We start from the raw sequence: 23,624 nt of genomic DNA, 5'->3' as shown, positions 1-23,624 counted from the left end.
AGGGAGAGAACGGTCCGGTATGCAGGAATTCCTCGACCTGACCCTCGGCGGGATCTCCGCCGGCGCGGTCTACGCGGCGCTCGGGCTCGCGCTGGTCATCATCTACCGGGCCACCCGGGTGGTGAACTTCGCGCAGCCCGCCCTGGCCCTGATCTCGACGTACCTCGCGTACTCGGTGACGAAGGCGACGGGCAGCTACTGGCTCGGCTTCGCCGTCGCGATCGGGGCCGGGGCCGTGCTGGGTGTCGCCACCGAACGGCTGCTGATCCGGCCGCTGCGGCACCGCTCGGAGCTGAGCTCGATCATCGTCACGCTCGGGCTTCTCCTGGTGCTGCAGGCGGTCGCGGGCATGATCTGGTCCAACGAACCGCTGGCGTTCCCGTACGCCTTCGACTTCGTCGGCCGGTTCTCCGCCAACGACCTGTTCGTCGTCCTGGTGGTGCTGGTCATCGCCGCCCTCGTGCTGGTGGTGTTCAAGTACACGCCGCTGGGCCTGCGGATGCGCGCGGCCGCGTTCGCCCCGGACGTGGCGCGCACGCTCGGCGTGCGGGTCGGGCTGATGCTCACCGTCGGCTGGGGCCTCGCGGCGGCCGTCGGCTCGCTGGCCGGGCTGCTCGCCACCCCGCCGTTCCTCTTCCCGAACGTGCTGGACGGCGTCTTCGTCTACGCCCTCACCGCGGCGGTGCTCGGTGGCCTCGACAACCCGCTGGGCACCATCGTGGGCGGGTTCGTCCTCGGCGTCGGACTGTCCTACGTGTCCGGCTACCTGGGTCCGGAGATGGTGACGATCGCCGCGCTGGCGATCCTCGTCGTGGTGCTGATCGTGCGGCCCAGCGGGTTGTTCGGCCGCGCGAAGGTGAGGCGGGTATGACCGTGCGCACGAGCCTCCCGGAAACCCCCGTGGAGACGGCGGCCAAGAAGCGGACATTGCCGCCCCTGCTCCGCCACGCCCTCGCCGCGCTGGCCGCGTTCGCCGTCGTCGTCGTGCTGACCCTGGTCACCGACGAGTTCACCAACCTGCGGATCGCGACGATCGGCTACTACCTGATCGCGGTCGCCGGGCTGACCCTGCTCACCGGCCTCACCGGGCAGGTCTCGCTGGGCCACGGCGCGTTCATGTTCATCGGCGCGTACACGGTGGCGCTGCTGGTGCGGCGCGTCCCGTCGTTCCCGCTGTGGGCCGACCTCCTGCTCGCCTCGGCCGCGGGCGGGCTGGCCGGACTGCTGGCCGGGGCCGCCGCGGCCCGGCTGCGCGGCCCGTACCTGGCCGGGGCGACGCTCGCGCTGGCCGTCGGCCTGCCCGCGCTGACCCGCCGGTTCCAGGACTTCCTGGGCGGCAGCAACGGGCTCAGCTTCACCGTCCACAGCAGACCGTCCGGGATCGCCGTCCCCGAGCTGCGCTGGCAGACCTGGATCGTCTGGCTCAGCGTGCTCATCGCGCTGGTGCTGGTGGTGAATGTCGTGCGCGGCAAGCTCGGCCGGCACTTCCGCGCGGTCCGCGACGACGAGGTCGCCGCGTCGCTGAGCGGGATCGCCGTCGGCCGCACGAAGATCCTCGCGTTCCTGATCAGCGCGGTCTGCGGCGGGCTCGCCGGTGGCCTGCAGGCGTTCCTGCTCGGCACCGCCGCACCCGGCTCGTTCACGCCCGCGCTGTCGCTGAGCCTGCTGGCGGCGGTGGTGCTGGGCGGGCTCGGGTCCCTGTGGGGCGCGCTGTGGGGCGCGGTCGCGCTCGTCTACTTCCAGGCCTGGTCCGAGGACCTCGCCGACGCGCTGCACCTGAACACCGACGTGGCCAACAACCTCCCGCTCGCGGTGTACGGCGTGATCCTCATCGTCGTCGTGCTCGCGTTCCCGCGGGGCATCCAGGGCGGCTTCCAGCGCCTGCGCAAGCTTCTCCGTCGACCCGTCGAAAAGAAGGAGAACCATGAGAACCACTAGAACCGTCGCGGGAATCGCGGTGTTGGCGCTCGCGCTCAGCGCGTGCGGCGGGGCGGGGGAGAGCGACGGCGGTGGTCAGCAGGCCGCCGACTCGGCCGTCGGCGTCACGAAGGACACCGTCACCATCGGCACGCACCAGCCGCTCACCGGGCCGGCCGCGCCCGGGTACAGCAAGATCTCCGTCGGCGCCCGCGCGGTGTACCAGGCGATCAACGACGGCGGCGGGATCAACGGCCGCAAGATCGATTACCACGTCGAGGACGACGGCTACAACCCGACCAAGACCGTCGAGGTCGTGAAGAAGCTCGTCCTGCAGGACAAGGTGTTCGCGATCGTCGGCGGCCTCGGGACGCCGACGCACTCGAAGGTCGTCGACTACCTCAACTCCGAAGGCGTGCCGGACCTGCTGGTGTCCTCGGGCGCGCTCGCGTGGGACAACCCGCAGAAGTCGCCGATGACCTTCGGGTACCAGGTCGACTACACCCGCGAGGGCAAGATCCAGGGCAAGTACATCAAGGACACCTTCGCCGGCAAGAAGATCGGGTACTTCACGCAGAACGACGACGTCGGCCGCGACACCCAGGCCGGGCTCGACCAGTTCGTCAAGGACCAGACCGTCGTCCGGCAGGGCTACGACACCGCCAACACCGACGTCACGCCGCAGCTGTCCGCGCTGAAGACGGCCGGCGCCGACGTCGTCGTCTGCGAGTGCATCCCGGCGTTCACCGCGCTCGCCATCCTGGCCGCGGCGAAGATCGGCTACCACCCGCAGTTCGTCGTCAGCAGCATCGGCGCGGACCCGGCGACGCTGTCCGGGCTGCTGCAGGACTTCGCCAAGCGCGGCGGCGCGAGCGTGTCGAGCGCGCAGCTGCTGAACGGGCTGATCGGCACCGGGTACCTGCCCGACGTCGCGCAGACGTCCGACCCGTGGGTCGCCTACTTCAAGGGCATCCACGACAAGTACATCCCGAACGAGCAGCTGACCAACACGCTGTTCTACGGGATGGTGCAGGCGTACACGTTCGGCCAGGCGCTGAAGGCCGCCGGGCCGGACCCGACGCGCCAGAAGATCGTCGACGCGATGAGCTCGGGGGCGCTGAAGGGCCCCGGTCTCACGCCGTTCGGGTTCTCGAAGGACTCGCACTCCGGCTACACCGGGGCGTACGTGTTCAAGATCAACCCGGACACCACGACGACGGTGATCCAGCCACCGTCGGTCACCGACCGGGGCACCGGGGCGATCACGCCGTACACCGGTGAACGCGCCACTCCGGAGCAGGTGAACCTGCTGGGCAAGTGATGGATGGGCCGGTCCGCAGCGCCGTGCGGACCGGCCCGCCCGCTCACCTAGGGTGGCGACATGAACGTGCGGGACAAGGTGGTGCGGGCGGCGGTGCGCCTGTTCGCCGAGAAGGGGTTCGAGGCCACGACGGTCCGGGAGATCGTCGAAGAGGCCGGCGTCACCAAAGGTGGGCTGTACCACTACTTCGAATCCAAGGACGACCTGCTCTTCGAGATCTACACGGCGATGCTGCGGATGCAGACCCGCCGGATGGTGACGATCGCCGAATCGGACCTGCCGCTGCCGGAGCGGCTGCACGCGATCATCGCCGACGTCGTCGTCACGAGCATCGCCGACCTCGACGCGGCGACCGTGTTCTTCCTGTCGTTCCCGCTGCTGGAGAAGTCCAAGCAGGTCCAGGTGCGCGCCGAGCGGCGCACCTACCACGAGCGCGTGCGGGACCTGGTCGCCGAGGGCCAGCGCTCGGGGGTCTTCCGCGACGACGTCCCGGCGGACCTGGTGATCCACTACCACTACGGCGCGATCCACCGGCTCGGCATGTGGTACCACGCCGACGGCGGGCTGTCGGGAGAACAGGTGGGGGAGCACTTCGCGAACCTGGTGCTGCGCAGCCTCCGTCCTTAGTGGACGGTCTATCGTCGGTGTCATGCACATCGTGGCGGTCCTCGCGCTGGACCAGGTCGTCCCGTTCGACCTGGCGACACCCATCGAGGTCTTCTCGCGGACCCTCCTGCCCGGCGGCGACGCGGCGTACGAGGTCCGGATCTGCGGTCCCGGTCCCGAGCTGGACGCGGGGATGTTCACGCTGCGGCCGCCGTGGGACCTGCGGGGCCTGGCGGACGCGGACACGGTCATCGTGCCGGGCCGGGCGTCGAACCCGCCGGTACCGCGCGACGTGGTCGCGGCGCTGCGGGCGGCGGCGGCGCGGGGCACGCGGATCGCGTCGATCTGCTCGGGCGCGTTCGTGCTGGCCGAGACGGGTCTGCTGGACGGCCTCCGCGCGACGACCCACTGGGCGGCCGCGCCGGAGCTGGCCCGGCGGCACCCGGCGGTCGACGTCGACCCGGACGTGCTGTACGTCGACAACGGGCAGATCCTGAGTTCCGCGGGCGCGGCGGCGGGGCTGGACCTGTGCCTGCACCTGATCCGCCGCGACCACGGCTCGGCGGTGGCGGCGTCGGCGGCCCGGTTGTCGGTGATGCCGTTGGAACGCGAAGGCGGCCAAGCCCAGTTCATCGCGCACGACCCGCCGCCGACGCCGCGCGGGTCCGAGCTGGAGCCGGTGCTGGCGTGGCTCGAGGAGAACTGCGCGGCGGAGCTGACGCTGTCCGGCGTCGCGGCCCAGGTGGGGATGAGCACCCGGACGCTGAACCGCCGGTTCCGCGAGCAGACGGGAACGACACCGCTGCAGTGGCTGCTGCGCGCCCGGGTGCGGCGGGCGCAGTACCTGCTGGAGGCGACGGGCGAGTCCGTGGACCGGATCGCGACGGAGGTGGGTTTCGGGTCGCCGGGGGCGTTCCGGGAGCGGTTCAAGCGGGTGGTGGGGACGAGCCCGCAGGCCTACCGGGCGACCTTCCAGGGGCGGTGAAGAGCGCACCCGGATCCGGGGTGGTGCCTGCGCTACCCCGCGTCACGGCCGAGGTAGGCGAGCACTGCCAGCACGCGGCGGTGGCCGCCGCCCTCGTCCGAGGGCAGGCCGAGCTTCGCGAAGATGTTGCGGATGTGCTTGAGGACCGCGCCGTCGCTGACGACGAGCAGCTCGGCGATCGTGCCGTTGTTGTAGCCCTCGGCCATCAGCGCCAGCACTTCGCGCTCCCGCGCCGTCAACGCGGCCAAGGGGTCCGCCGTGCGCCGGCGGGACATCAGCTGGCCGATGACCTCCGGGTCCATCGCCGTGCCGCCCTTCGCGACCCGCTCGAGCGCGTCGAGGAACCGCTCGACCTTGCCGACCCGCTCCTTGAGCAGGTAGCCGACCGCGCCGACGCCGTCGGCGAGCAGCTCCACCGCGTAGCTCGTCTCGACGTGGGCCGACAGCACCAGCACCGGCAGTCCCGGGTGGAGCTCGCGGGCGCGGACGGCCGCGCGCAGGCCCTCGTCGCGGTGGGTCGGCGGCATCCGGACGTCCATCACGACGGCGTCCGGCCGGTCACCTTCGACGAACGCCAGGAAGTCCTCGGCGTTGTCGAACGTGGCGGCGACCTCGATGCCCGCCGTCTTCAGCAGTAGCGCGAGGCCTTCGCGCAGCAGCGCGTCGTCCTCGGCGATCACGACCCGCATGGGAGCTCCACTCGCAGCACGGTCGGCCCACCGGGTGGGCTGGTCAGGGTGAGGGTTCCGTCGAAGGCTTCGGCGCGGCGCCGGATCCCGGCGAGCCCGCTGCCGCGCCTCTCGTCCGCGCCGCCGCGGCCGTCGTCGCGGATCTCCAGGGACAGCAGGGAAGCCGTGCCGCCGAGCATGATGTCCACAGTGGACGCGTCGGCGTGCTTGGTGACGTTGGCCAGCACCTCGGCGACGACGAAGTACGCGGCGGCCTCGACCGCGGCCGGGCGACCGGTTTCGTACTCGACGGTGACCGCCGTCGGCACCGGCGTGCGCTCGGCGAGCGCCTGCACCGCGCCGGCGAGGCCGCGCTCGCTCAGCAGCGGCGGGTAGATGCTGCGCACGACGGTCCGCAGCTCGGCGAGCGCGTCGGTCGCGGTGTCCTGCGCCTTGACCAGCAGGTCGCGGACCGTGGCCGGGTCGCGGTCGTAGAGCTGACCGGCGATGCCGAGCTGCAGCACGACGGCGGCTATCCGGGCCTGGGTGCCGTCGTGCAGGTCACGCTCGATGCGGCGCAGCTCGGCGCCGTGCGCCTCCAGCGCGGCCGCCCGCGTCGCGGTCAGCTCGGCGACCCGGTCGGCGAGGACGACGCCGGGGGCGGGCCGGAGCAGCTTCCGCGCGGTGCGGGCCTGCCAACGCGCGGAGCGCGGCAGCAGCAACGTCGCCCCGGCCATCGCGACGGCGACCAGGAAGTCCAGTCCCGCGCGTGGCCACGAATTCACCATGATGCCGAGCGAGCCCTCGATCCCGCCGGGCACCGCCGGCCAGACGAAGACCGTGACGACCTGCTGGATCGCGCCGAGTGGGAGGCCGACCGCCAGGCTGCCGAGGAGCAGCCCGGTCGCGGCGTGGATCGCGAGCCAGGCGAGGTCGCGGCGGGTCGCCGGGTCCTTCAACGGCGAACCGTCCCGGTACGGCTCGGGGATGGCCTCGCCGAGCCTGCGCGCGGCCCGGCGCCGGTCGACCCCGACCGGCCACCGCGCCAGCTTGATCGCCGGGGCCAGCGACGGGATGCCGACGCCGAACGGGCACAGCAGCAGAACGGCGAAGAGCCCGGCGAGGGCGAAGATCGACAGCAGCGAGGTGCCGGCGCCGACCACGAGGTACCGAACCGCCGACCAGCACTCGCGCAGGCGGGTCGTCACGGCGACAGTGTCCCACCCCACCGCCGGGGTGGTGCTGGCGCTACCCCGGATCCACCCCTGCACGGGATCGAAGTCCCGTCGCCGTCGCCCTAGTTTTCCTTGGGAGAGAACGAAGGGGATCCGAAATGACGACAGCGAACGCGCTGGAACTGGCCGGGGTGCGGAAGGTGTACGGCTCCGGTGACGGCGCCGTCACCGCGCTCGACGGCGTGACGGCGGACGTGCGGCGGGGGACGTTCACCGCGGTGATGGGCCCGTCGGGCTCGGGCAAGAGCACCTTCCTGCACTGCGCGGCCGGGCTGGACCGGCCGACGTCGGGGAAGGTGCTGCTCGGCGGCACCGAGATCGGGCGGCTGAAGGAGAACGAGCTGACGCGGCTGCGGCGCACCCGCGTCGGATTCGTCTTCCAGGCCTACAACCTGCTGCCGTCGCTGAACGTGCTGCAGAACATCACGCTGCCGATGCGCCTGGCCGGGACCAGGCCGGACCCGCAGTGGCTGCGGGAGATCGTCGAAGGCGTCGGGATGGCGAAACGCCTGGAGCACCGCCCGGCGGAGCTGTCCGGCGGGCAGCAGCAGCGCGTCGCGATCGCGCGGGCGCTCATCGCCCGGCCCGACGTCGTGCTGGCCGACGAGCCGACCGGCGCCCTCGACACCCGCACCGCGCGGCAGGTCCTCGACCTGCTCCGCGCCGTCGTCGACGGCATGGGACAGACCGTGCTGATGGTGACGCACGACCCGGTCGCGGCCTCGGCCGCACACGGCGTCCTCTTCCTGGCCGACGGCCGGCTGGCCGGGCACCTCCCGCACCCCACGCCCGAGCGCGTGGCGGAGCGCATGACGCACCTCGGGGAGTGGTGACCGTGCTGTCCCTCGCCTGGCAGACGATCCGCAGCCGGCTCGGCGGCTTCGCCGGCGCGTTCATCGCGATCCTGTGCGGCACCGCCCTGGTGGCGGGCTGCGGGGTCCTCATGGAGTCCGGCCTGCGCGCCGGCGTCCCCACCGAGCGCTACGCGGCCGCGGCGGTCGTCGTCGGCGGCGCCCAGACCGTGCGGCCGCCGGGCGCCGACGCGCTGACGTTCGAGCAGGTCGGCGAGCAGCCGTCGGTCCCCGAGGCACTGGCCGGCCGGCTCGCTTCGGTGCCCGGCGTCCGGGCAGCGGTGGCCGAGCAGAGCTTCCCGGCCCAGGTCGTCACGGCTTCCGGCGAGGTGCTCGGCGGTCCGCAGTCACTGGGCCACAACTGGGACGCGGCCGTGCTGGCGCCGTTCACCCTGCGCGCGGGCGCGGCGCCCACCGCTCCCGGCGACGTGGTCTTGGACGCCGAGCTCGCCCAGCGCGCCGGGGTGGGCGTCGGCGGGCAGGTGCGGATCGCGACCCGGTCGGTGCCGAGGCCGTTCCGGGTCAGCGGCGTCGTCAACAGCCTCTCGCGGCAGTCCGCGCTGTTCTTCACGCCGCAGCGGGCCGAGGAGCTGACCGCGCAGCCCGGCAGCGCCCACGCGATCGGCGTCCTGGCCGACCCCGGCGTCGCACCGGAGACGCTCGCCGAGCGGATCACCGCGGTCGCGAACGGCGCCGAGGTCACCACCGGCGTCGAGCGCAGCACGATCGAGTTCCTCGACGTCAGCCAGACGCGGACGCTGCTGCTGGCCATCGCCGGCTCGTTCGGCGGGTTCGCCCTGCTGGTGGCCGTGTTCGTGGTGGCGAGCACCCTGGCCCTGACGATCAACCAGCGGCGCCGCGAGTTCGCGCTGCTGCGCGCGGTCGCCGCGACCCCACGGCAGATCCGCAAGCTCATCGGCACCGAGACGACGTTGGTCGCGCTGGTCGCCGGGGTGCTCGGGGGCGCGCTGGGCCTCGCGGTGGCGTCCGGGCTGCGGGACGCGTTCGCCGCGATCGGCGTGATCCCGGCGGACTTCGAGCTGGCGATCAGCCCGCTGCCGTCGCTCGCCGCGCTGCTGCTCGGCCTGGGCGCGGCCCGGCTGGCGGCGTGGGCGGCGGCGCGGCGGCCGTCGTCGATCCGGCCGGTCGAAGCGCTCGGCGAGGCGGCGGTCGAACGCCGTGAGCTGGGCCGTGGCCGGCTGCTCACCGGCTGGGCGCTGGTGGCGGCCGGGTTCGGCGGTGCGCTGGTGCCGCTGTTCCTGCGCGGCGACATCGCGACGGCGGTCTCGACGATGGCGACGCTGGTCGTCGTCATCGGGCTGGCCGTGGTCGGTCCGCAGGTGACGGCGCTGGTGACGCGCGTGCTCGCGCTGGTGCTGGGGCGCGTGTGGCGGATCAGCGGGTACCTGGCCGGCGCGAACGCCCAGGCCAACACCCGGCGGCTGGCCGCGGCGGCGACCCCGCTGATGCTGGGTGTGGCGTTCGCCCTCGCGACCTTCTACAGCCAGACGTCTTCGACCGCGGCAGCAGCGGAGGAGACGGCACGCTCGACGACTGCGGACTACGTCCTGAGCGGCCCGGCCGGTGTCTCGCCGGAGGTCGCCGCGGCGGTCGGCAGGCTGCCGGGCGTGGCGGCGGCGACACCGGTGGTGCGGACGTCGGTGATCACGGCGGCCACGGTTGGCGACAGCGTCGAAGTCCAGCGCAAGCCCGCGCAGGGCTTGGCGGGCGAGCAGGTCCGCGGCGCCTTGGAGCTGGGCGTCGACGCCGGGCGGCTCGCGGATCTGACCAGTGCCACGGTGGCGTTGAGCCGCTCGGAGGCCGACTGGCTGGACAAGAAGATCGGCGACGAGGTGTCGTTCTACTTCGGCGACGGCGTCCCGGCGAAGCTGCGCCTGGTCGCGACCTACACGCACGACCTCGCGTTCGGCGACTTCGTCCTGCCGGTCGGGCTGGCCCGCGAGCACAACGGCGGCCGCCTGGACGACTCGGTGCTCGTCCGGCGATCCCCCGACGCGGATCCCGCGGCGGTCGCGTCGGCTCTCCGCGGGTTGCCGTACCCGGGCTTGACGGTGGCTTCTTCGGCACCGGCTCCCGAGGGCGGCGACCGGCAGGCGCAGTTCTACCTGAACCTGGTGGCGGTCGGCGTGATCGTCGGCTACCTGGCGATTTCGGTGGCCAACACGCTGGTCCTGACAACGGCGCAGCGGTCCCGCGAGTTCGCGTTGCTGCGGCTGGTGGGCACGACCCGCCGCCAGGTGACCCACATGATGCGGCTCGAGGCCCTGGCCACGGTCGGGATCGCGGTCGTGGTCGGGACGGTGGTCGCGGTGGTACCACTGACTTTGCTGAACCTCGGACTGCGCGGGAACCCGTTGCCATCGGGACCGCTGTCCGTCTACTTCGGAATCATCGGCGGCGCGGCACTGCTGGGTCTGGTGGCGATGGGTCTGTCGACGTGGGTGGCACTGCGCGCCCGCCCGATCGACGCGATCGGCCTGCGGGAGTAGGCATCCCCGGTCGTGAGTGAGAAACAGTGTTCTAACACTGTTTCTCACTCACGACGGGGTGCGGGCCGGCCACAGTCCGAGCTTCGTGAACTGCTCGCGGACGTGGTACCGCACGGGGTCGTCGGCGTCGGCGACGAGCGCGATGGTCTGGCGGGACTCGTGCCAGGCTTCGGCCTGCCGGCCCGTCGCGGCCAGCGACCGGACCAGGGCGACCAGCGCGCGGACGACCTGGACGTGGTCGGAGGGGGAGCGGGAGATCCCCAGCGCCTTCCGGGCGAACAGCAGGACTTCGTGGTGTTCTTCGGCGTCACAGGCGGCTTCGCTCAGCTCGACCAGCGCGGCGAGCGTCCGCTCGTGGTCGGCCGGGTACCGGTCGTGCAGCGTGACCGCTTCGGTGAGCTGCCGGATGGCGTCCGTGGTCCGCCCGGACCGGCGGTTCAGCAGGCCGAGCTCCAGCGCCATGGCGGCCTGGCGCCGGTGGTCGCCCAGCTCGGCGTACAGCGTTTTCGCTTGGGAGAGGTGGGTTTCCGCCTCTTCGAGCTCGCCCTGACGACGCAGGTGCGTGCCGAGGGCGCCGTGCGCCGCGGCGCTCTGGGCGGGCTCGTTGAGGCTGTGCTGGATGTCGAGGGCCCGGCGCAAGCAGGACCCGGCGCGGACCCGGCCCCCGGCGTCGTCCGCGTGGCGGGCGAGCAGGAGGAGGACCTCGGACAGGTCCCGGCTGTTGCCGGTGTTGCCGAAGATCGCGCTTGCGAGTTCGAGTGCCTCTTGGATCTTCCCCGGATCGTCGTGGACGTGCGCCAGGGCTGCCAACGCCTGCCCCTCCGCGTCGAGGTCCTCGGCGGCCCGTGTGGCGAGCAGGACCGCCTCGACGGTTTCGCGCCATTGGGGTCCGGTACCGCCGGTGGTCAGGTGGGGCCGCACCAGCCGGAGCAACGTCACGGCCCGGCCCAGGTTGTCCCCGGCCGCCCGGCGGATCACGGCGCACAGGCTCGCGTCCTCTTCGGCCAGGAACGCTTCCGCGGCCGCGAAGTCCGGCAGGCGCCCGGCCTGGGGCAGTTCGGCGGTGCGCCGCAGGGCCGGCGCCAGGACCTCGGCGGCGTCGGTGACCCGGGCGATGTACCAGTCGAGCAGCCGCGCCTCGGCCTGCCGGCGGTCGGCCGGAGAGTCGTGGGCGAGTGCGAGCCGTTCGCCGGCCGCGCGGGTGAGGACGTCCATCCGGTAGCGGCCGTCCTCCCGGCCGACCAGGTACAGCGACCCGAGCGCGGTCAGCGCGCCGCGGGTGGTTTCGTCGTCGGTCCCGTCGAGCGCGCGGATCGCGTCCGGGGAGAGGCCGGGGCCGACGTGCAGTGCGAGGGAACGGAAGAGCCGGGCGGCCGGCGGATCCAGGCCCCGGTAGGACCACAGCACCGACGTCAGGATCGTCCCCGACGCCAGTTCGCCCGCCAGGAGGAGCTCGGCCGGGCCCGGCAGCTCGCGGGCGCCGGGCAGGAGCTCGGCGAGGGTGCGGACGGCTTGCGGGGTGCCGCCGGTCAGCGCGAGCGCGGCCGCCGGATCGGGCGGCTCGGTCGGGGAGTCGCGAAGCAGGCTCTCGAGCAGTTGCGCGATGTCGGGTTCGGTGAAGGGGGCCACTTCCAGCCGGTAGGCGCCGTGGTGGGTGACGAGGTCGCTCAGCCGGTGCCTGCTGGTGACGACGACCACGGAGTGCGCGCTGCCCGGCAGCAGGGGCACGATCTGCCCGGAATCCCGGGCGTTGTCGAGGAAGAAGAGCATCCGGCGGTCGTCGAGCAGGGTCCGCAGCATCCTGGTGCGGGCGCTCAGGCCGGCGGGGATCGCCGGCGCGGCGACGCCGAGCGCGTCGAGGAATTCGGCCAGCACCTCGCCGGGGTCCCGCGGCGGGCCGGTGCCGTACCCGGAGAGGTCGGCGTGCAGCTGCCCGTGCGGGAACCGTTCGCGGACGGCGTGCGCCCAGTGCAGGCCCAGCTCGGTCTTGCCGACCCCGGCCGGCCCGGTGACGGCGACGATGAGGGTCACCGGCGGACCCCCGACCCGGGAGCGCAGGAAGAGGTCGTTCAGCCGGCCGAGGTCGGCGTCGCGGTCGACGAACCGGCTGACCGTCGACGGCAGCTGGGCGGGTGGTAGGGCGCGCAGCGCTGCCTGGGTGCGGTGGAGGTCGGCGGGGGCGAGCGAGTCCCGCGACTGCAGCAGCCGCTGGTGCAGTTCCTGCAGCTCCCGGGAAGGGCCCGTCCCGAACGACCGGACCGACCGGTCGTAGACCTGTTTCCAGTAGGCGTCGAAGACCTCGTAGCGCCCGAGACCGTTCAACGCGCTGAGCCGTTGCGCGATGTACTGGGGATCGAGCTCGTGGTCGACCATGGCGTCGTCGAGGATCCGCAGCACCCCGCGGTAGTCGCGGCGTTCGAGCTCGACGGCGCACAGCGCCTGGTAAGCGGCGACGCGGTCGTAGAGGTCGAGGTCTTCCCGCTTCTGTTCCATCCAGGTGCTGCCGAGGTCTTCGACGGCGGGTCCCCGCCAGAGGTCCATCGCCGCCCGCAGCGCGTTCGCGGCCTCGTCGAGCCGCCCGGCTTCCCGCGCTTGCTCGCCGTCGCGGATCAGCGACTTGAAGCGCGCGTAGTCGAGATCGTCGTCCTCGGGCAGGAACTGGTAGCCGGCGCGCTGGGTGACGATCCGCGCCGAGACCCCGAAGCCGCGCAGGCAGGCCCGCAGCCGGCTGACGTAGGTCTGGAGGTCGTTCCTCGCGTGTTCGGGCGGGTTGTCGTCCCAGAGTGCTTCGGTGACGGTCCGGACGCTGACGACCTTGCCGTGGTTGAGCATCAGCACGCCCAGCAGCGAACGTTCCTTCGCCCGCCCGAGCGCGACCTTCCGGTCGCCGAGCAGGAGCTCGACGGGCCCCAGGATCCGGAACTCCATCGGGTTTCCCCGTCCACCCCGGCAGGACTGCTGACAGGCACCGTAACCCGCCAACGGCGGCCATTCAGTGCAGGTCGAGCGGCTGTCAAGGTTTTGTCCAGCAAGCGGCAACCGAAGTGTCCACCGGCGCGGTTCACGATCACGTCATGTCGTGGACGGACGTGTGGCAGTGGCTTTGCGGGACCCCGCCGCTCGAGTTCGTGGAGCCGGTGGCGGATCCGGTGCACCACACCATTTTCATCGTCGAAATCGACGGATTCGCCGCCGCGGACCGCACCACCATGCACCGGCTGACCCTCCGGGCGGGTCTTTACGAGGTGGTCCAGGAGGCACTGCTCGCGTGCGGCGTTTCCTGGCCCGACTGCTACCACGCCGACCTCGGCGACGGCGTGCTTCTGCTGGTGCCCGCGGAGTACCCGAAGGCGGTGTTCAGCGAGCTGCTCCCCGCTGCGCTGACCGCTTTCCTTGCCGAGCACAATCGTGTGCATCGGTTGCCGGAGAGAATCCGCCTGCGGGCGGTGTTGCACGCGGGCGAAGTCAGCTACGACGCGCACGGCAGGACGGGATCGGCGATCGTACACGCGTTCCGGCTGTTGCACTCTGAGGTACTGATAAATGCGTCAGCGTACGCGGGTGGAGATCTCGCGGTGATCGCTTCGGCGTGGATCTTCGACGAGATCATCCGGCACAGTCCGGTGAGCCGGCCGGAACGGTACCGGCCGGTGTTCGTGCAGGAGAAGGAGACCGCCGCTCAGGCGTGGGTCCGGCTGCTGGGGCCCGGGGAGGAGGCGGCAGTCGGGTAGATCATCGGGACCGAGTTGAGAGCACCGAGTCGGCGCTCTCAGCTCCTCCTGTCAGGCGGCCTTGGTTGTCAGGTCTCGTACGAAGCACGTCCATGCGTTCTGCTCGACCTGGATGACCGGTGTGGTCATCTGACGGTCCTTGCTGTCCCGAACGAGGGTGGGACCGTTCGTGAACAGGACTTCTACGCAGCTTCCGCTCGCATTGGAGTAGCTGCTCTTGAACCAATCTGGGTGAAGTACTTGGGTGAGTCGATCTGTAGTAGCCAACGGAGTTCCTTGCGTGTTTGGTTGTGCGATGTGATGTTTTTGGGCGCGCTGCTGTGCGTCCTCCTTGGTTTTCGCCGACTCTGCCCTGTGGCGCGAGAGGCGACGATTGAGGGCGAGGGCTCCGACTGCGCCCTCGTCCTCTTGGGTTCTCTGTTAGAGATTGCTCGAATTGAGGAGATGTAGGAAAACGGACCAGGCTGCTCCCGAAAACTCGATGACAGGCGATATCGTTCGCCGGTCCTTGCTATCGCGCACGAGGGCGGCTCCGGACTTGAACTGGGCTTCTATGCAGCTCCCGCCGGCATTGGAGTAACTGCTCTTGAACCACCCGGTGCGCTGGAGGGCGGAGGATATTTTCTCTGTCAATTCAATCGATGTCCTCGGTGTGGTGTCGGACCATTTCCAGTGTTTCTTTCCTGCCGAGGGCTCGCCGGTAAGCATCCTCGAAGGTCGTGGTGAGGTTCCTGACCTCTGTGGGGTCATCGATTATCCCCCAGGTGGTGACCGTCTCCTGCCAGGCCAGCGTCGGCAGTTGCGGGTTGTCGAAATCGATGAGAACCACCGTGGCTCCGCCGAAAAGTCCGCATGCGGTCGCAGTGAAGGGAATCACCCGGATATCGAGCGTGTCCGGATGTTGCTCGATCAAGGTGGCGAGGCGCACCAGCTGGTTCCGGAGAACGCGCGGACCGCCGATTTGCTGTCGGAGTGAGGCCTCGCTGATGACGGCGGTGAATTTGAACGGATCGTTGCTGTCGATGAGTCGTTCCTGTCGGCGCAGTCTTGCCTCGATGCGCTGATCGACCTCGACCGGTCGCATGGTGACGTCGGGCATCATGATGCCCCGGGTGTAGTCGGCGGTTTGCAGCAATCCGGGAATGAGCAGATTTTCGTAGTCACGGATACTCCGCGCGCCCTGCTCCAGGCCGAAGAGTCTCTGGATCTCATTGTCGAAAAGTGCCGGGTAACGTGTCCACCAGCCGCGCTCTTTAGCGGCGGCGCGCAGTGCCAGCAATTCTTCTTTCTCCTCTGCGTCGAACTCGAATAGCTCGAGGATTCGCGTAAGGCTCTCCCGTGAGAGGATCTTGCGCTCGTTCTCCACCGCGGACCAGTAGTTTCGCGTGAAGCCGAGTGCCTCGGTGATCGTCCGCACCTCTACGCCCAGCTGCTCGCGGCGCCGCTTCAAGCGCAGCGCGAGCTCCCAGGACGCTACGACCGGCGACGGAGGCGCTGCCACGTCGAGCTCCTTTGCATGTGCAGGCGCAACTGCGTGTGGACATTCCTGGTTACGGTAACCGAACGGTGCTACCGAGATGGTAGTGGTGGGGTATCCGGTTGCTTAACCTGAGGATAGACATCAGCTCGCTGCGACACACCCGATGACGCGCGCTCGATCGGCTGATGCTTGCCGGAAGGAACGAGAGTGTCCCATCCTGACCCGACGAGGCCGCACGCAGCGCGGCTCGGCGGGCGGACGCGCCACCAAGGGCTGCCGCAGCCCGGCCTCGCCCCGGGGGCGATCGGCGTCGCGTCGTTCGGACACATGGCGACGGACGGTGTCGACTGGCACGGCAGTCTCGGGCTCAACACCGCCCACTGCACCATCGTGGTCGTCGATGTCGAAGGGTTCGGACGCTACAGCCGGACGAACCCCAACAAGGTCAGGGTCCGACGGGGTATGTATCGCGCGATAGAACGTGCCTTCGCCGCCGCTGACATTCCCTGGGCCGCCTGTCGGCACGCGGATCTGGGGGATGGGGTTCTCGTGCTCGCTCCGGCGCAGGTTTCGAAAACGCTCTTCGTCGACCTGCTGCTCGGAGCGCTCGCCGATGAGCTCGTGGCCCACAACGGGCTGCATCCGCCGCCGGAACGGATTCGGCTCAGGCTCGCCTTGCACGCCGGGGAGGTGTCCTACGACGATCACGGTGTCACCGGCTCGTCGATTCTCCACGCCCAGCAGCTGATCGACGCACGTGAGCTGAAGCGCGCCCTGATGGAAACCAAGGCGGTGCTCGCCGTGATCGCGTCGGACTGGGTCTTCGACGAAGTCATCAGGCACAGCGAGCGGAGCTTTGCCGACGCTTACCAGCGCGTCGACGCCGAGGGTGGGCGGGCGTGGATCCGGCTGCTCGCGCGGGGGCGCGATCTCCGGCGGCGTCGCTGGGCCGGGTGACGGGAAAGCCTGCCGTACTCCCGAAACTTTCCGAAAGTCATTGTCCCACCGCCAACCCCGATCACATGCTTTCCCCATCGCCAGCCTCGACGAGGAGGAAGCATGCTCACCAAGAATCGCTTCAGGGTGTTCGCCGGTGGGGCCGCCCTTGCGCTCATCGCCGCGCTCGTGCCCGGGGTCGCGCGGGCCGATACCGTCATCACCACCAGCCAGACCGGGAACAACGGTGGCTACTACTACTCCTTCTGGACCGATGGTGGTGGCTCGGTCCAGATGACGCTCGGCTCCGGGGGGAACTACCGGGTGAACTGGAGCAACGTCGGGAACTTCGTCGGTGGCAAGGGGTGGAGCAACGGGAGCCGGCGGACCGTGAACTACTCCGGCAGCTTCAACCCCTCCGGCAACGGCTACCTCTCCCTCTACGGCTGGACGTCGAACCCGCTCGTCGAGTACTACATCGTCGACAACTGGGGCACCTACCGGCCGACCGGGACCTACAAGGGCACCGTCACCAGTGACGGCGGCACCTACGACATCTACGAGACCACCCGCTACAACGCGCCGTCGGTCGAGGGGACCAAGACCTTCAACCAGTACTGGTCCGTGCGGCAGCAGAAGAAGACCGGCGGGACCATCACCACCGGCAACCACTTCGACGCCTGGGCGCGTGCCGGCATGCGGCTCGGCAGCTTCAACTACTACATGATCCTCGCCACCGAGGGGTACCAGAGCAGTGGCAACTCCACCCTGACGGTGGGCTGACCATGCGTCCCTGGATCCTGGCGGCCGCCTTGGCCGTGACGAGCGCCGCCGCCGTCGGCCCGGCGCAAGCTGCCACCTGCGCCGGCTACGTCGGCCTCACCTTCGACGACGGCCCGTCGAACGCGCACACGCCCGCCCTGCTGAACGCGTTGCGGCAGAACGGGTTGCGGGCGACGATGTTCAACGAAGGCCAGTACGCCGCCGCTTATCCGGCGCAGGTGCGGGCCCAGGTCGGTGCGGGCATGTGGGTCGGCAACCACAGCTACACCCACCCGCACCTGACGCAGGAGAGCCAGTCCCAGATGGACTCCGAGATTTCCCGGACGCAGCAGGCGATCGCGGCCGCGGGTGGCGGCACGCCGAAGCTGTTCCGGCCGCCCTACGGCGAGACCAACGCGACGCTGCAGGCGGTCGAGGCCAAGTACGGTCTCCGGCAGATCATCTGGGACGTCGACTCGCAGGACTGGAACGGCGCGAGCGTGGACGCGATCGTCCAGGCCAACGCCCGCCTCGGCAACGGCCAGATCATCCTCATGCACGAATGGCCCGCCAACACGCTGGCCGCGATCCCGCGGATCGCGCAGACGCTGGCGAGCCGCGGGCTGTGCGCGGGGATGATCTCGCCTCAGACGGGCCGGGCGGTGGCCCCGGGCTGAGGCCGCCGGTGGCGCGGCGGCCCCGGAACCCGCCGCGCCACCTTCCTCGGTTCGCGTACCACTCCACGTGGACGGCGTGCGGACGGAAGGCCGCATGTCCACTGTGGACACTTCAGGCTCGCCGGCGGTGGTCTGCACCGCCGGCGAGGATGGTGCGGCGGACTCGGACCCCGGCCGGCAGGCGGCGGGGAGGGGTCCGAGGATCCACTGTGGACGGACAAGGCAAAGTGATGGTTAACTCGGCGTAAGGCTGAGGCTTAACTCGGACATTTCACCGGTCCGGTGGCCGCCGGTCGACTGCCGTTCGGTCGGCGTTCACCCGGGTCGCCCGTCGACGTCATTTGCGGTGCCTAAGTTTCTTGCGCAGGCCGCGGAAACGAAGGTGAAGAGACCGATGGACGTACCCCTGGCCGTGAGAGCGCGCGGGATCACCAAGTGCTTCGGCGACGTCGTCGCCCTCGACGGCATCGACTTCGACGTGGCGCCGGGCCAGATCCACGGCCTGGTCGGCCCGAACGGCGCCGGCAAGACGACGCTGCTCGGGCTCCTGCTGAGCCTGGCCGTCGCCGACGAAGGGCGGCTCGAGATCTTCGGCGTGCCGGTCGGCAAGACGCTCGACGGCGTCGCCGGGTTCGTCGACGGCCCCGGGCTCTACCCCTCGCTCACCGCCCGGCAGAACCTCGCCGCGCTGGCCGCCCTCCGCGGCGGCGACCGGCGGGGCGCGAAGATCGACGACGTCCTCGGCGAAGTCGGGCTCACCGACGTCGCCGACGACCGCGTGCGCGGCTTCTCCCTCGGCATGCGGCAGCGGCTCGGCCTGGCCGCCGCGCTGCTTACCGAGCCCCGGCTGCTGGTGCTCGACGAGCCGGCCAACGGCCTCGACCCGGCCGGCAAGAAGCACGTGCACGGCGTCCTCGAGCGGCTCGCCGCCGCCGGCTCCACCGTGGTGCTCTCCAGCCACCGGATGGACGACCTCGAAGCGCTGTGCTCCGAGGTCACCATCCTCGCCACCGGCCGCGTCGTCTTCACCGGCCCGCTGGGCAAGCTCTCCGCCGAGAACGGCGAACTCGACTACCGCCTCCGCACGTCCGACCCGGAGGCCGCGCGGCCCCTGGTCGCGGGTGCGCCGGGAGTCCGCCTGGCCGGCGGGGACGCCGACGCGTTCGTGGTCCGCGCGCTGGTGCCCGCGCTCGACGAGCTGGTGCTGCGGCTGGCGAAGGACGGCATCGCGGTGCGCGAGCTGGCCCCGGTCGTCTCCCCGCTGGAAGCCGCTTTCCTCGCCCTCACCGAACAGCCGGAGGCCACCCGATGACCGTCGTCGCCGAGGCGCGGCCCGTTCCCGTGGCCCGCGGTTACCGCTTCGAACTCGTCAAGCTGTTCGCCGCCTGGCGCATCCGCCTGCTCGTGCTCGCCTGCTGGATCGCGCCCGCGTTGTTCGTCGCCGTGGTCAGCGAACAGAGTTCGCTGCCCGTCGACACGCTCTTCGGCCGGTGGATGAACGCCACGGGCTGGGCCGGCCCGCTGGTGATGCTCGGGTTCGCGGGCACCTACGCGCTCCCGCTGCTGACGTCGGTGGTCGCCGGGGACGTCTTCGCTTCCGAAGACCGGCTCGGCACCTGGCGCCACCTGCTCGTCGCCGTCCGCTCTACCCGGCGGATCTTCGCGGCGAAAGCGCTTGCCGCCCTCACCGTGCTCGTCGTGCTCGTGGCCGGGATGGCCGTCTCCAGCGCGGTGGGCGGGGTGCTCGCCGCCGGCAACCGGCCCCTGGTCGGCCTCGACGGCCACTCGCTGACCTCCGGCGACGCCGCGGTCCGCGTCCTGCTCGCGTGGGTCTGCGTCTTCGCGCCGACCTTGGCGCTCGGCGCGATCGGGCTGCTCGGCTCGGTCGTCTGGGGCCGGTCGCCGATGGGCCTGCTGCTGCCCGCCGTCGTCGCGCTCGTGCTCGCGCTGGCTCAGCTGCTGCCGCTGCCCGTCGCCGTCCGCCTCGCCCTGCCCAGCTACGCCTTCATCGCGTGGAACGGCCTCTTCACCGACCCGGCCCAGCTCGGGCCGCTGCTGATCGCGGTCGCCGTGAGCCTGGCGTGGGCGGTGGTCGCGACCGCGCTGGCGTACGTCCTCTTCGTGCGCCGTGACTTCACCAACCCGGCCCATGACGGCTCGGGCCGCAGCGCGCTGACCGTCGGGGTTCTGCCGCTGGTCGCGCTGCTGGCCGTCACGGCCGGGATCGTCGCGCTCGCCTCGCCGGCCACCGGGTCCGGGATCGGCCTCGACAAGGTCCAGCGGTCGGTCGCCACCGCGTTCGCCCACCTCTACCGGCTGCAGGCCGGGCAGCTCAACCGGCCCGACGTCACGGAGGCGCAGCTGGGGGCCACGGCCGCGTGCACCAAGGGCGACGGCCTGGTCGAGCCCGACGGCCCCGGCAACGACTGGCGGTGCGTCGTCTCCTGGCACCTGCCGGGCATCGCGGCGACGGGGTCGGCGATCTACCAGCTGGACATCACCTCGGACGGGCGGTACGTCGCCGACGGCGACGGACCGAAGGAAGTGAACGGCTACTTCCAGGTGCGGACCCCCGTGGGGGACCAACCCAACCCGCTCTGGCAGTTCGACGGGAACGTCGAGCTGCTCTCCTCCACCCCGAAGGGATAACCGATGCAGGTAACACGCCGCAGACGGCGTGCCGGGAAAAGCCGGCTGGGCGGCCATCGGCTGCGCTACGCGACGGCCGGCTCCGCCACGCTCGTGCTCGTCGCCACCGGCACCGGTGTCGGCGTCGCGTCGACAGCGCAGTTCGGCGAGGACCAGGTCGGCCAGGTCACCGAGAACGGCCAGGTCGTCTCCGCCGACCAGTACCTCAAGCCGATCGGCGACCGGCTGGTCGTCAACAACGGCAAGATCATGGCGTCCTCGGTGAGCCCGGACGGCGCCCACCTCGCCGCGCTGACCACCGACGGCGGGATCGCGCTGACCATCGTCGACCTGAAGAGCTGGAAGGTGCAGCAGCTGGTCGGCAACTCCGCGACGGCGAACCTGCGCATCGCCGGCAACGACGTCGGCCAGGAAGGACCGTCGTACTCGCCGGACGGCAAGTCGCTGTGGCTGGCGCAGACCGACGGCTACACCAAGTTCACGGTGAACCCGGACGGCACGGTCGCGGCTCCGGTCTCGGTCAAGATCCCGGCGGACGGCACCAAGCACGCGCTGGTGGCCCAGGCCGTGTTCTCGCCCGACGGCACGACCGTGTACTCGGCCGTCAACGGCCAGAACCGCGTCGTCGCCCTCGACGCGGCGACCGGTGCGATCAAGCAGAGCTGGGCCACCGGCAACGCGCCGCGTGACCTGGTGCGCGTCGGCACCAAGCTGTACGTCAGCAACGAAGGCGGCCGCACGGCCAAGCCCGGCGAGCCGACGCTGAACTCGTACGACACCCAGGTGCCGGCCAGCCAGTTCACCGGCGCCACCACCAGCGGCACGGTCAGCGTCATCGACCTGGCGAACGCGGCCGCCGCGCCGAAGAGCGTCGACGTCGGCCTCCACCCGACCGCGGTGTACTTCAAGAACGGCGCGGTGTTCGTCACGAACACCGCGAGCAACACCGTTTCGGTCATCGACACCGGCCGCGACAAGGTCGTCCAGACCATCGCGACCCAGCCGTGGCCGCAGGCCTCGGTCGGGTACGAGCCGGACGGCGTCACCCTCACCGACGACGGCCACCTGCTGGTCACGCTCGGCCGCGCGAACGCGGTCGCCGTCTACCGCTACAGCCGCGCGCAGGAGCCGGTGAGCTACGTCGGCCTGCTGCCGACGGACTACTTCCCGACCGCGATCACCACGGTCGGCAAGGACGTCGTCGTCTCCAACACCCGCGGCATCGACGCCCGCCGGCCCACCACGGCCGCCGGGCACGGCACGCACGACACGACGTCGAGCGTGCAGAGGTTCCGGCTGCCGGACGACCGCGCGATCCGCGGCTACACCGGCCAGGTCTTCAAGCAGAACGGCTGGACGGACAACTCGGTCCAGGTGGCGCAGGACAACGGGCATCGCAAGGCCGTCCCGGTCCCGGCGCGGCTCGGCGACCCGTCGACCATCAAGCACGTCTTCCTGCTGGTCAAGGAGAACCGGACCTACGACCAGGTCTTCGGGGACGACGCGCGCGGCAACGGCGACCCGTCGGTGACGCAGTTCGGCGAGAACGTGACGCCGAACCAGCACGCGCTGGAGAAGCAGTTCGGGCTGTACGACAACACCTACGACATCGGCACGAACTCCGCCGAGGGCCACAACTGGCTGATGCAGGCCGACAACCCCGAGTACACCGAGTCCTCGGCCGGTGAGTACCTGCGCAGCTACGACACCGAGGACGACGCCCTCGGCCACCAGAGCAGCGGGTTCCTCTGGACCGGCGCGCAGGCGGCCGGGAAGTCGGTCCGCGACTTCGGCGAGTTCCAGCAGTTCCTGACCAAGCCCGCCGCGGCGAGCTGGCAGAACCTGTACTGCGACGCCAAGAACATGGCGGCCACCGGTCAGCCGACGGCCTATCCGCTGGTGTCGTCGTCGCCGATCCCGTCGCTGAACAACGTCTCGGTGCCGGGCTTCCCGAAGTTCGACACGTCGGTGCCGGACCAGTACCGGTACCAGATCTGGAAGAACGACTTCGAGAAGAACGGCCCGGCCAACCTGAACATGTTCTGGCTGTCCAGCGACCACACCGGCGGCCCGCCGAACGCGGCCGCCCAGGTCGCCGACAACGACCTCGCCGTCGGCAAGATCGTCGACGAGATCTCGCACAGCCAGTACTGGAAGGACTCGGCGATCTTCGTCGTCGAGGACGACTCCCAGGCCGGGCTCGACCACGTCGACGGCCACCGGGCGCCGGTGCAGATCATCAGCCCGTACGCCCAGCACGGCGTCGTCGACAGCCACTACTACTCGCAGATCACGATGATCCGGACGATCGAGCAGATCCTCGGGGTCAAGCCGATGAACCAGAAGGACAGCGCGGCGACGCCGATGAGTGCGGCCTTCACCCCGAAGCCGGACTACACGCCGTTCACCGCGCTGCCGAACCGCACGTCCCTGACGGGCGGCCTGGCGACCCAGCCGTCCTGTGGGCCGGACACCCCGGCCCCGGCCGACCCGGCAGCGGCCCCGGTGCCGTCGTCGGCGGTGCCCGCGGACAAGAAGCAGGTGGCGGCCCAGTGGCAGGAGTGGACGACGCACCAGCGGCTGACCGGCCCGAGCGCGGTCGCCGACTACGCCAACCCCGCGCAGATGAACCACTTCACGTGGTACCAGACGCACGGCTGGCAGCTGCCCTACCCGGGTGAGAACCAGGTGTTCGCGCCCGAGCAGGTGCCGGGTGCCTACCTCCCGGCCGCGGAATCGGACGGCTGACCAAGATGTCGTGAGTGAGAAACAGGGTTCTAACCCTGTTTCTCACTCACGACAGGTCCCGGCTCAGGCGGTGGTGCGGACGATCATGCGGGCGTCCCTGCGGGGAAGACCTTGCTGGGGTTGAGGACGTGCTGCGGATCGAGGGCTTTCTTGACCGCAACGGCTATCCGAGCGAGACGTACAACCGCGCCAGTCAACGCATTCGCCGACTCCGGACTTCGCTTGAGTTCTGCGTTCGGAGAGGCCGGCAACAGCTTGTCAAGCAGCGCGTTGTCGGCCTGTCAGTCGAAGGTAGGCGCTTGAATTTTGATCCGTGCCCGGGGAGCCGCAAGGGGAGCTGCGTGCACTCCACGGAAACGGAATCCTTACCTGCCAATGGCTAGGCCGGTCGGGAGCCGTGGGTGGGCGCGCGGCCGTCGGGTCCGCTGAAGCGGCAGTAGCCGCCTTCCCGGCAAGGACAGTTCCGCAACTGTCGTCCCCGGGCCTCTGCTCATGTCGCCGGATAGGCAGGTGCGCAGCCGCGGCGGCCGTCGGTACTCCGTAAAAGG

At 70.7% G+C, this 23,624-nt stretch carries 20 protein-coding genes; 14 read left to right on the top strand and 6 right to left on the bottom strand.

Annotated features, from left to right (window positions below; translation table 11 throughout):
- Positions 1-19: 19 nt before the first annotated feature.
- The 5 genes from OG738_RS04260 to OG738_RS04240 are packed head-to-tail and all read left to right on the top strand — an operon-like array spanning position 20 to position 4,829.
- Positions 20-871, top strand: a complete 852-nt coding sequence (locus OG738_RS04260) for a branched-chain amino acid ABC transporter permease (RefSeq protein WP_329051382.1) — start codon at positions 20-22, stop codon at positions 869-871.
- Complete coding sequence (locus tag OG738_RS04255) at positions 868-1,938, top strand: branched-chain amino acid ABC transporter permease (protein ID WP_329051381.1); 1,071 nt, start codon at positions 868-870, stop codon at positions 1,936-1,938. Before OG738_RS04260 ends, OG738_RS04255 begins: the two co-directional genes overlap by 4 nt.
- Positions 1,925-3,238 carry an ABC transporter substrate-binding protein gene (locus OG738_RS04250; RefSeq protein ID WP_329051380.1) on the top strand — a complete coding sequence of 438 codons (1,314 nt, stop codon included), beginning with the start codon at positions 1,925-1,927 and terminating at the stop codon, positions 3,236-3,238. The genes OG738_RS04255 and OG738_RS04250 overlap by 14 nt, the downstream gene beginning before the upstream one ends.
- A 60-nt stretch (positions 3,239-3,298) precedes the next feature.
- Positions 3,299-3,865, top strand: coding sequence for a TetR/AcrR family transcriptional regulator (locus tag OG738_RS04245; RefSeq protein WP_329051379.1), 567 nt, complete (start codon positions 3,299-3,301; stop codon positions 3,863-3,865).
- A 22-nt stretch (positions 3,866-3,887) separates the two neighbouring features.
- Positions 3,888-4,829: a GlxA family transcriptional regulator gene (locus OG738_RS04240; RefSeq protein ID WP_329051378.1), complete on the top strand. Its 942-nt coding sequence runs from the start codon at positions 3,888-3,890 to the stop codon at positions 4,827-4,829.
- Positions 4,830-4,861: 32 nt separating this feature from the next.
- On the opposite strand, the gene OG738_RS04235 is transcribed toward OG738_RS04240, so the two are convergent.
- Positions 4,862-5,518, bottom strand: a complete 657-nt coding sequence (locus tag OG738_RS04235) for a response regulator transcription factor (protein ID WP_329051376.1) — start codon at positions 5,516-5,518, stop codon at positions 4,862-4,864.
- Positions 5,506-6,705: a sensor histidine kinase gene (locus OG738_RS04230; RefSeq protein ID WP_329051374.1), complete on the bottom strand. Its 1,200-nt coding sequence runs from the start codon at positions 6,703-6,705 to the stop codon at positions 5,506-5,508. The genes OG738_RS04235 and OG738_RS04230 overlap by 13 nt, the downstream gene beginning before the upstream one ends.
- Before the next feature lie 125 nt (positions 6,706-6,830).
- Between OG738_RS04230 and OG738_RS04225 the strand changes: the two genes are divergently transcribed.
- Both OG738_RS04225 and OG738_RS04220 read left to right on the top strand, forming a co-directional pair.
- Positions 6,831-7,565 (top strand): ABC transporter ATP-binding protein, encoded by a 735-nt coding sequence (locus OG738_RS04225; RefSeq protein ID WP_329051373.1) that lies wholly within the window; start codon positions 6,831-6,833, stop codon positions 7,563-7,565.
- On the top strand, positions 7,559-10,093 hold the full coding sequence (locus OG738_RS04220; RefSeq protein WP_442875863.1) for an ABC transporter permease: 2,535 nt from the start codon (positions 7,559-7,561) through the stop codon (positions 10,091-10,093). The genes OG738_RS04225 and OG738_RS04220 overlap by 7 nt, the downstream gene beginning before the upstream one ends.
- Positions 10,094-10,141: 48 nt before the next feature.
- Here the strand turns inward: OG738_RS04220 and OG738_RS04215 are convergent, their stop codons facing one another.
- Positions 10,142-13,021 (bottom strand): AfsR/SARP family transcriptional regulator, encoded by a 2,880-nt coding sequence (locus OG738_RS04215; protein WP_329051372.1) that lies wholly within the window; start codon positions 13,019-13,021, stop codon positions 10,142-10,144.
- A gap of 146 nt (positions 13,022-13,167) precedes the next feature.
- Between OG738_RS04215 and OG738_RS04210 the strand changes: the two genes are divergently transcribed.
- Positions 13,168-13,824 (top strand): hypothetical protein, encoded by a 657-nt coding sequence (locus OG738_RS04210; RefSeq protein WP_329051370.1) that lies wholly within the window; start codon positions 13,168-13,170, stop codon positions 13,822-13,824.
- Between the two features lie 51 nt (positions 13,825-13,875).
- On the opposite strand, the gene OG738_RS04205 is transcribed toward OG738_RS04210, so the two are convergent.
- The 3 genes from OG738_RS04205 to OG738_RS04195 all read right to left on the bottom strand — a co-directional run bounded on the left by OG738_RS04205 (position 13,876) and on the right by OG738_RS04195 (position 15,325).
- Positions 13,876-14,091, bottom strand: coding sequence for a DUF397 domain-containing protein (locus tag OG738_RS04205; RefSeq protein ID WP_329051369.1), 216 nt, complete (start codon positions 14,089-14,091; stop codon positions 13,876-13,878).
- Positions 14,092-14,244: 153 nt separating this feature from the next.
- On the bottom strand, positions 14,245-14,532 hold the full coding sequence (locus OG738_RS04200; RefSeq protein WP_329051367.1) for a DUF397 domain-containing protein: 288 nt from the start codon (positions 14,530-14,532) through the stop codon (positions 14,245-14,247).
- Positions 14,459-15,325, bottom strand: a complete 867-nt coding sequence (locus OG738_RS04195; RefSeq protein ID WP_329051366.1) for a Scr1 family TA system antitoxin-like transcriptional regulator — start codon at positions 15,323-15,325, stop codon at positions 14,459-14,461. The genes OG738_RS04200 and OG738_RS04195 overlap by 74 nt, the downstream gene beginning before the upstream one ends.
- 186 nt (positions 15,326-15,511) lie before the next feature.
- Here OG738_RS04195 and OG738_RS04190 point away from each other — a divergent pair, with 186 nt between their 5' ends.
- From OG738_RS04190 to OG738_RS04165, 6 genes are all read left to right on the top strand, one after another.
- On the top strand, positions 15,512-16,261 hold the full coding sequence (locus tag OG738_RS04190) for a hypothetical protein (RefSeq protein ID WP_329051365.1): 750 nt from the start codon (positions 15,512-15,514) through the stop codon (positions 16,259-16,261).
- Between the two features lie 102 nt (positions 16,262-16,363).
- Complete coding sequence (locus OG738_RS04185) at positions 16,364-17,023, top strand: glycoside hydrolase family 11 protein (RefSeq protein ID WP_329051363.1); 660 nt, start codon at positions 16,364-16,366, stop codon at positions 17,021-17,023.
- Between the two features lie 2 nt (positions 17,024-17,025).
- Positions 17,026-17,679, top strand: a complete 654-nt coding sequence (locus tag OG738_RS04180; RefSeq protein WP_329051361.1) for a polysaccharide deacetylase family protein — start codon at positions 17,026-17,028, stop codon at positions 17,677-17,679.
- Between the two features lie 394 nt (positions 17,680-18,073).
- On the top strand, positions 18,074-18,991 hold the full coding sequence (locus OG738_RS04175; RefSeq protein ID WP_329051359.1) for an ABC transporter ATP-binding protein: 918 nt from the start codon (positions 18,074-18,076) through the stop codon (positions 18,989-18,991).
- Positions 18,988-20,328 carry an ABC transporter permease gene (locus OG738_RS04170; RefSeq protein WP_329051358.1) on the top strand — a complete coding sequence of 447 codons (1,341 nt, stop codon included), beginning with the start codon at positions 18,988-18,990 and terminating at the stop codon, positions 20,326-20,328. The genes OG738_RS04175 and OG738_RS04170 overlap by 4 nt, the downstream gene beginning before the upstream one ends.
- Before the next feature lie 3 nt (positions 20,329-20,331).
- Positions 20,332-23,076 (top strand): alkaline phosphatase family protein, encoded by a 2,745-nt coding sequence (locus OG738_RS04165; protein WP_329051356.1) that lies wholly within the window; start codon positions 20,332-20,334, stop codon positions 23,074-23,076.
- Positions 23,077-23,624 lie beyond the last annotated feature (548 nt).

Source organism: Amycolatopsis sp. NBC_01488, assembly GCF_036227105.1.
GTDB lineage: Bacteria > Actinomycetota > Actinomycetes > Mycobacteriales > Pseudonocardiaceae > Amycolatopsis.
This window is presented reverse-complemented; position numbering and strand designations above follow the sequence as displayed.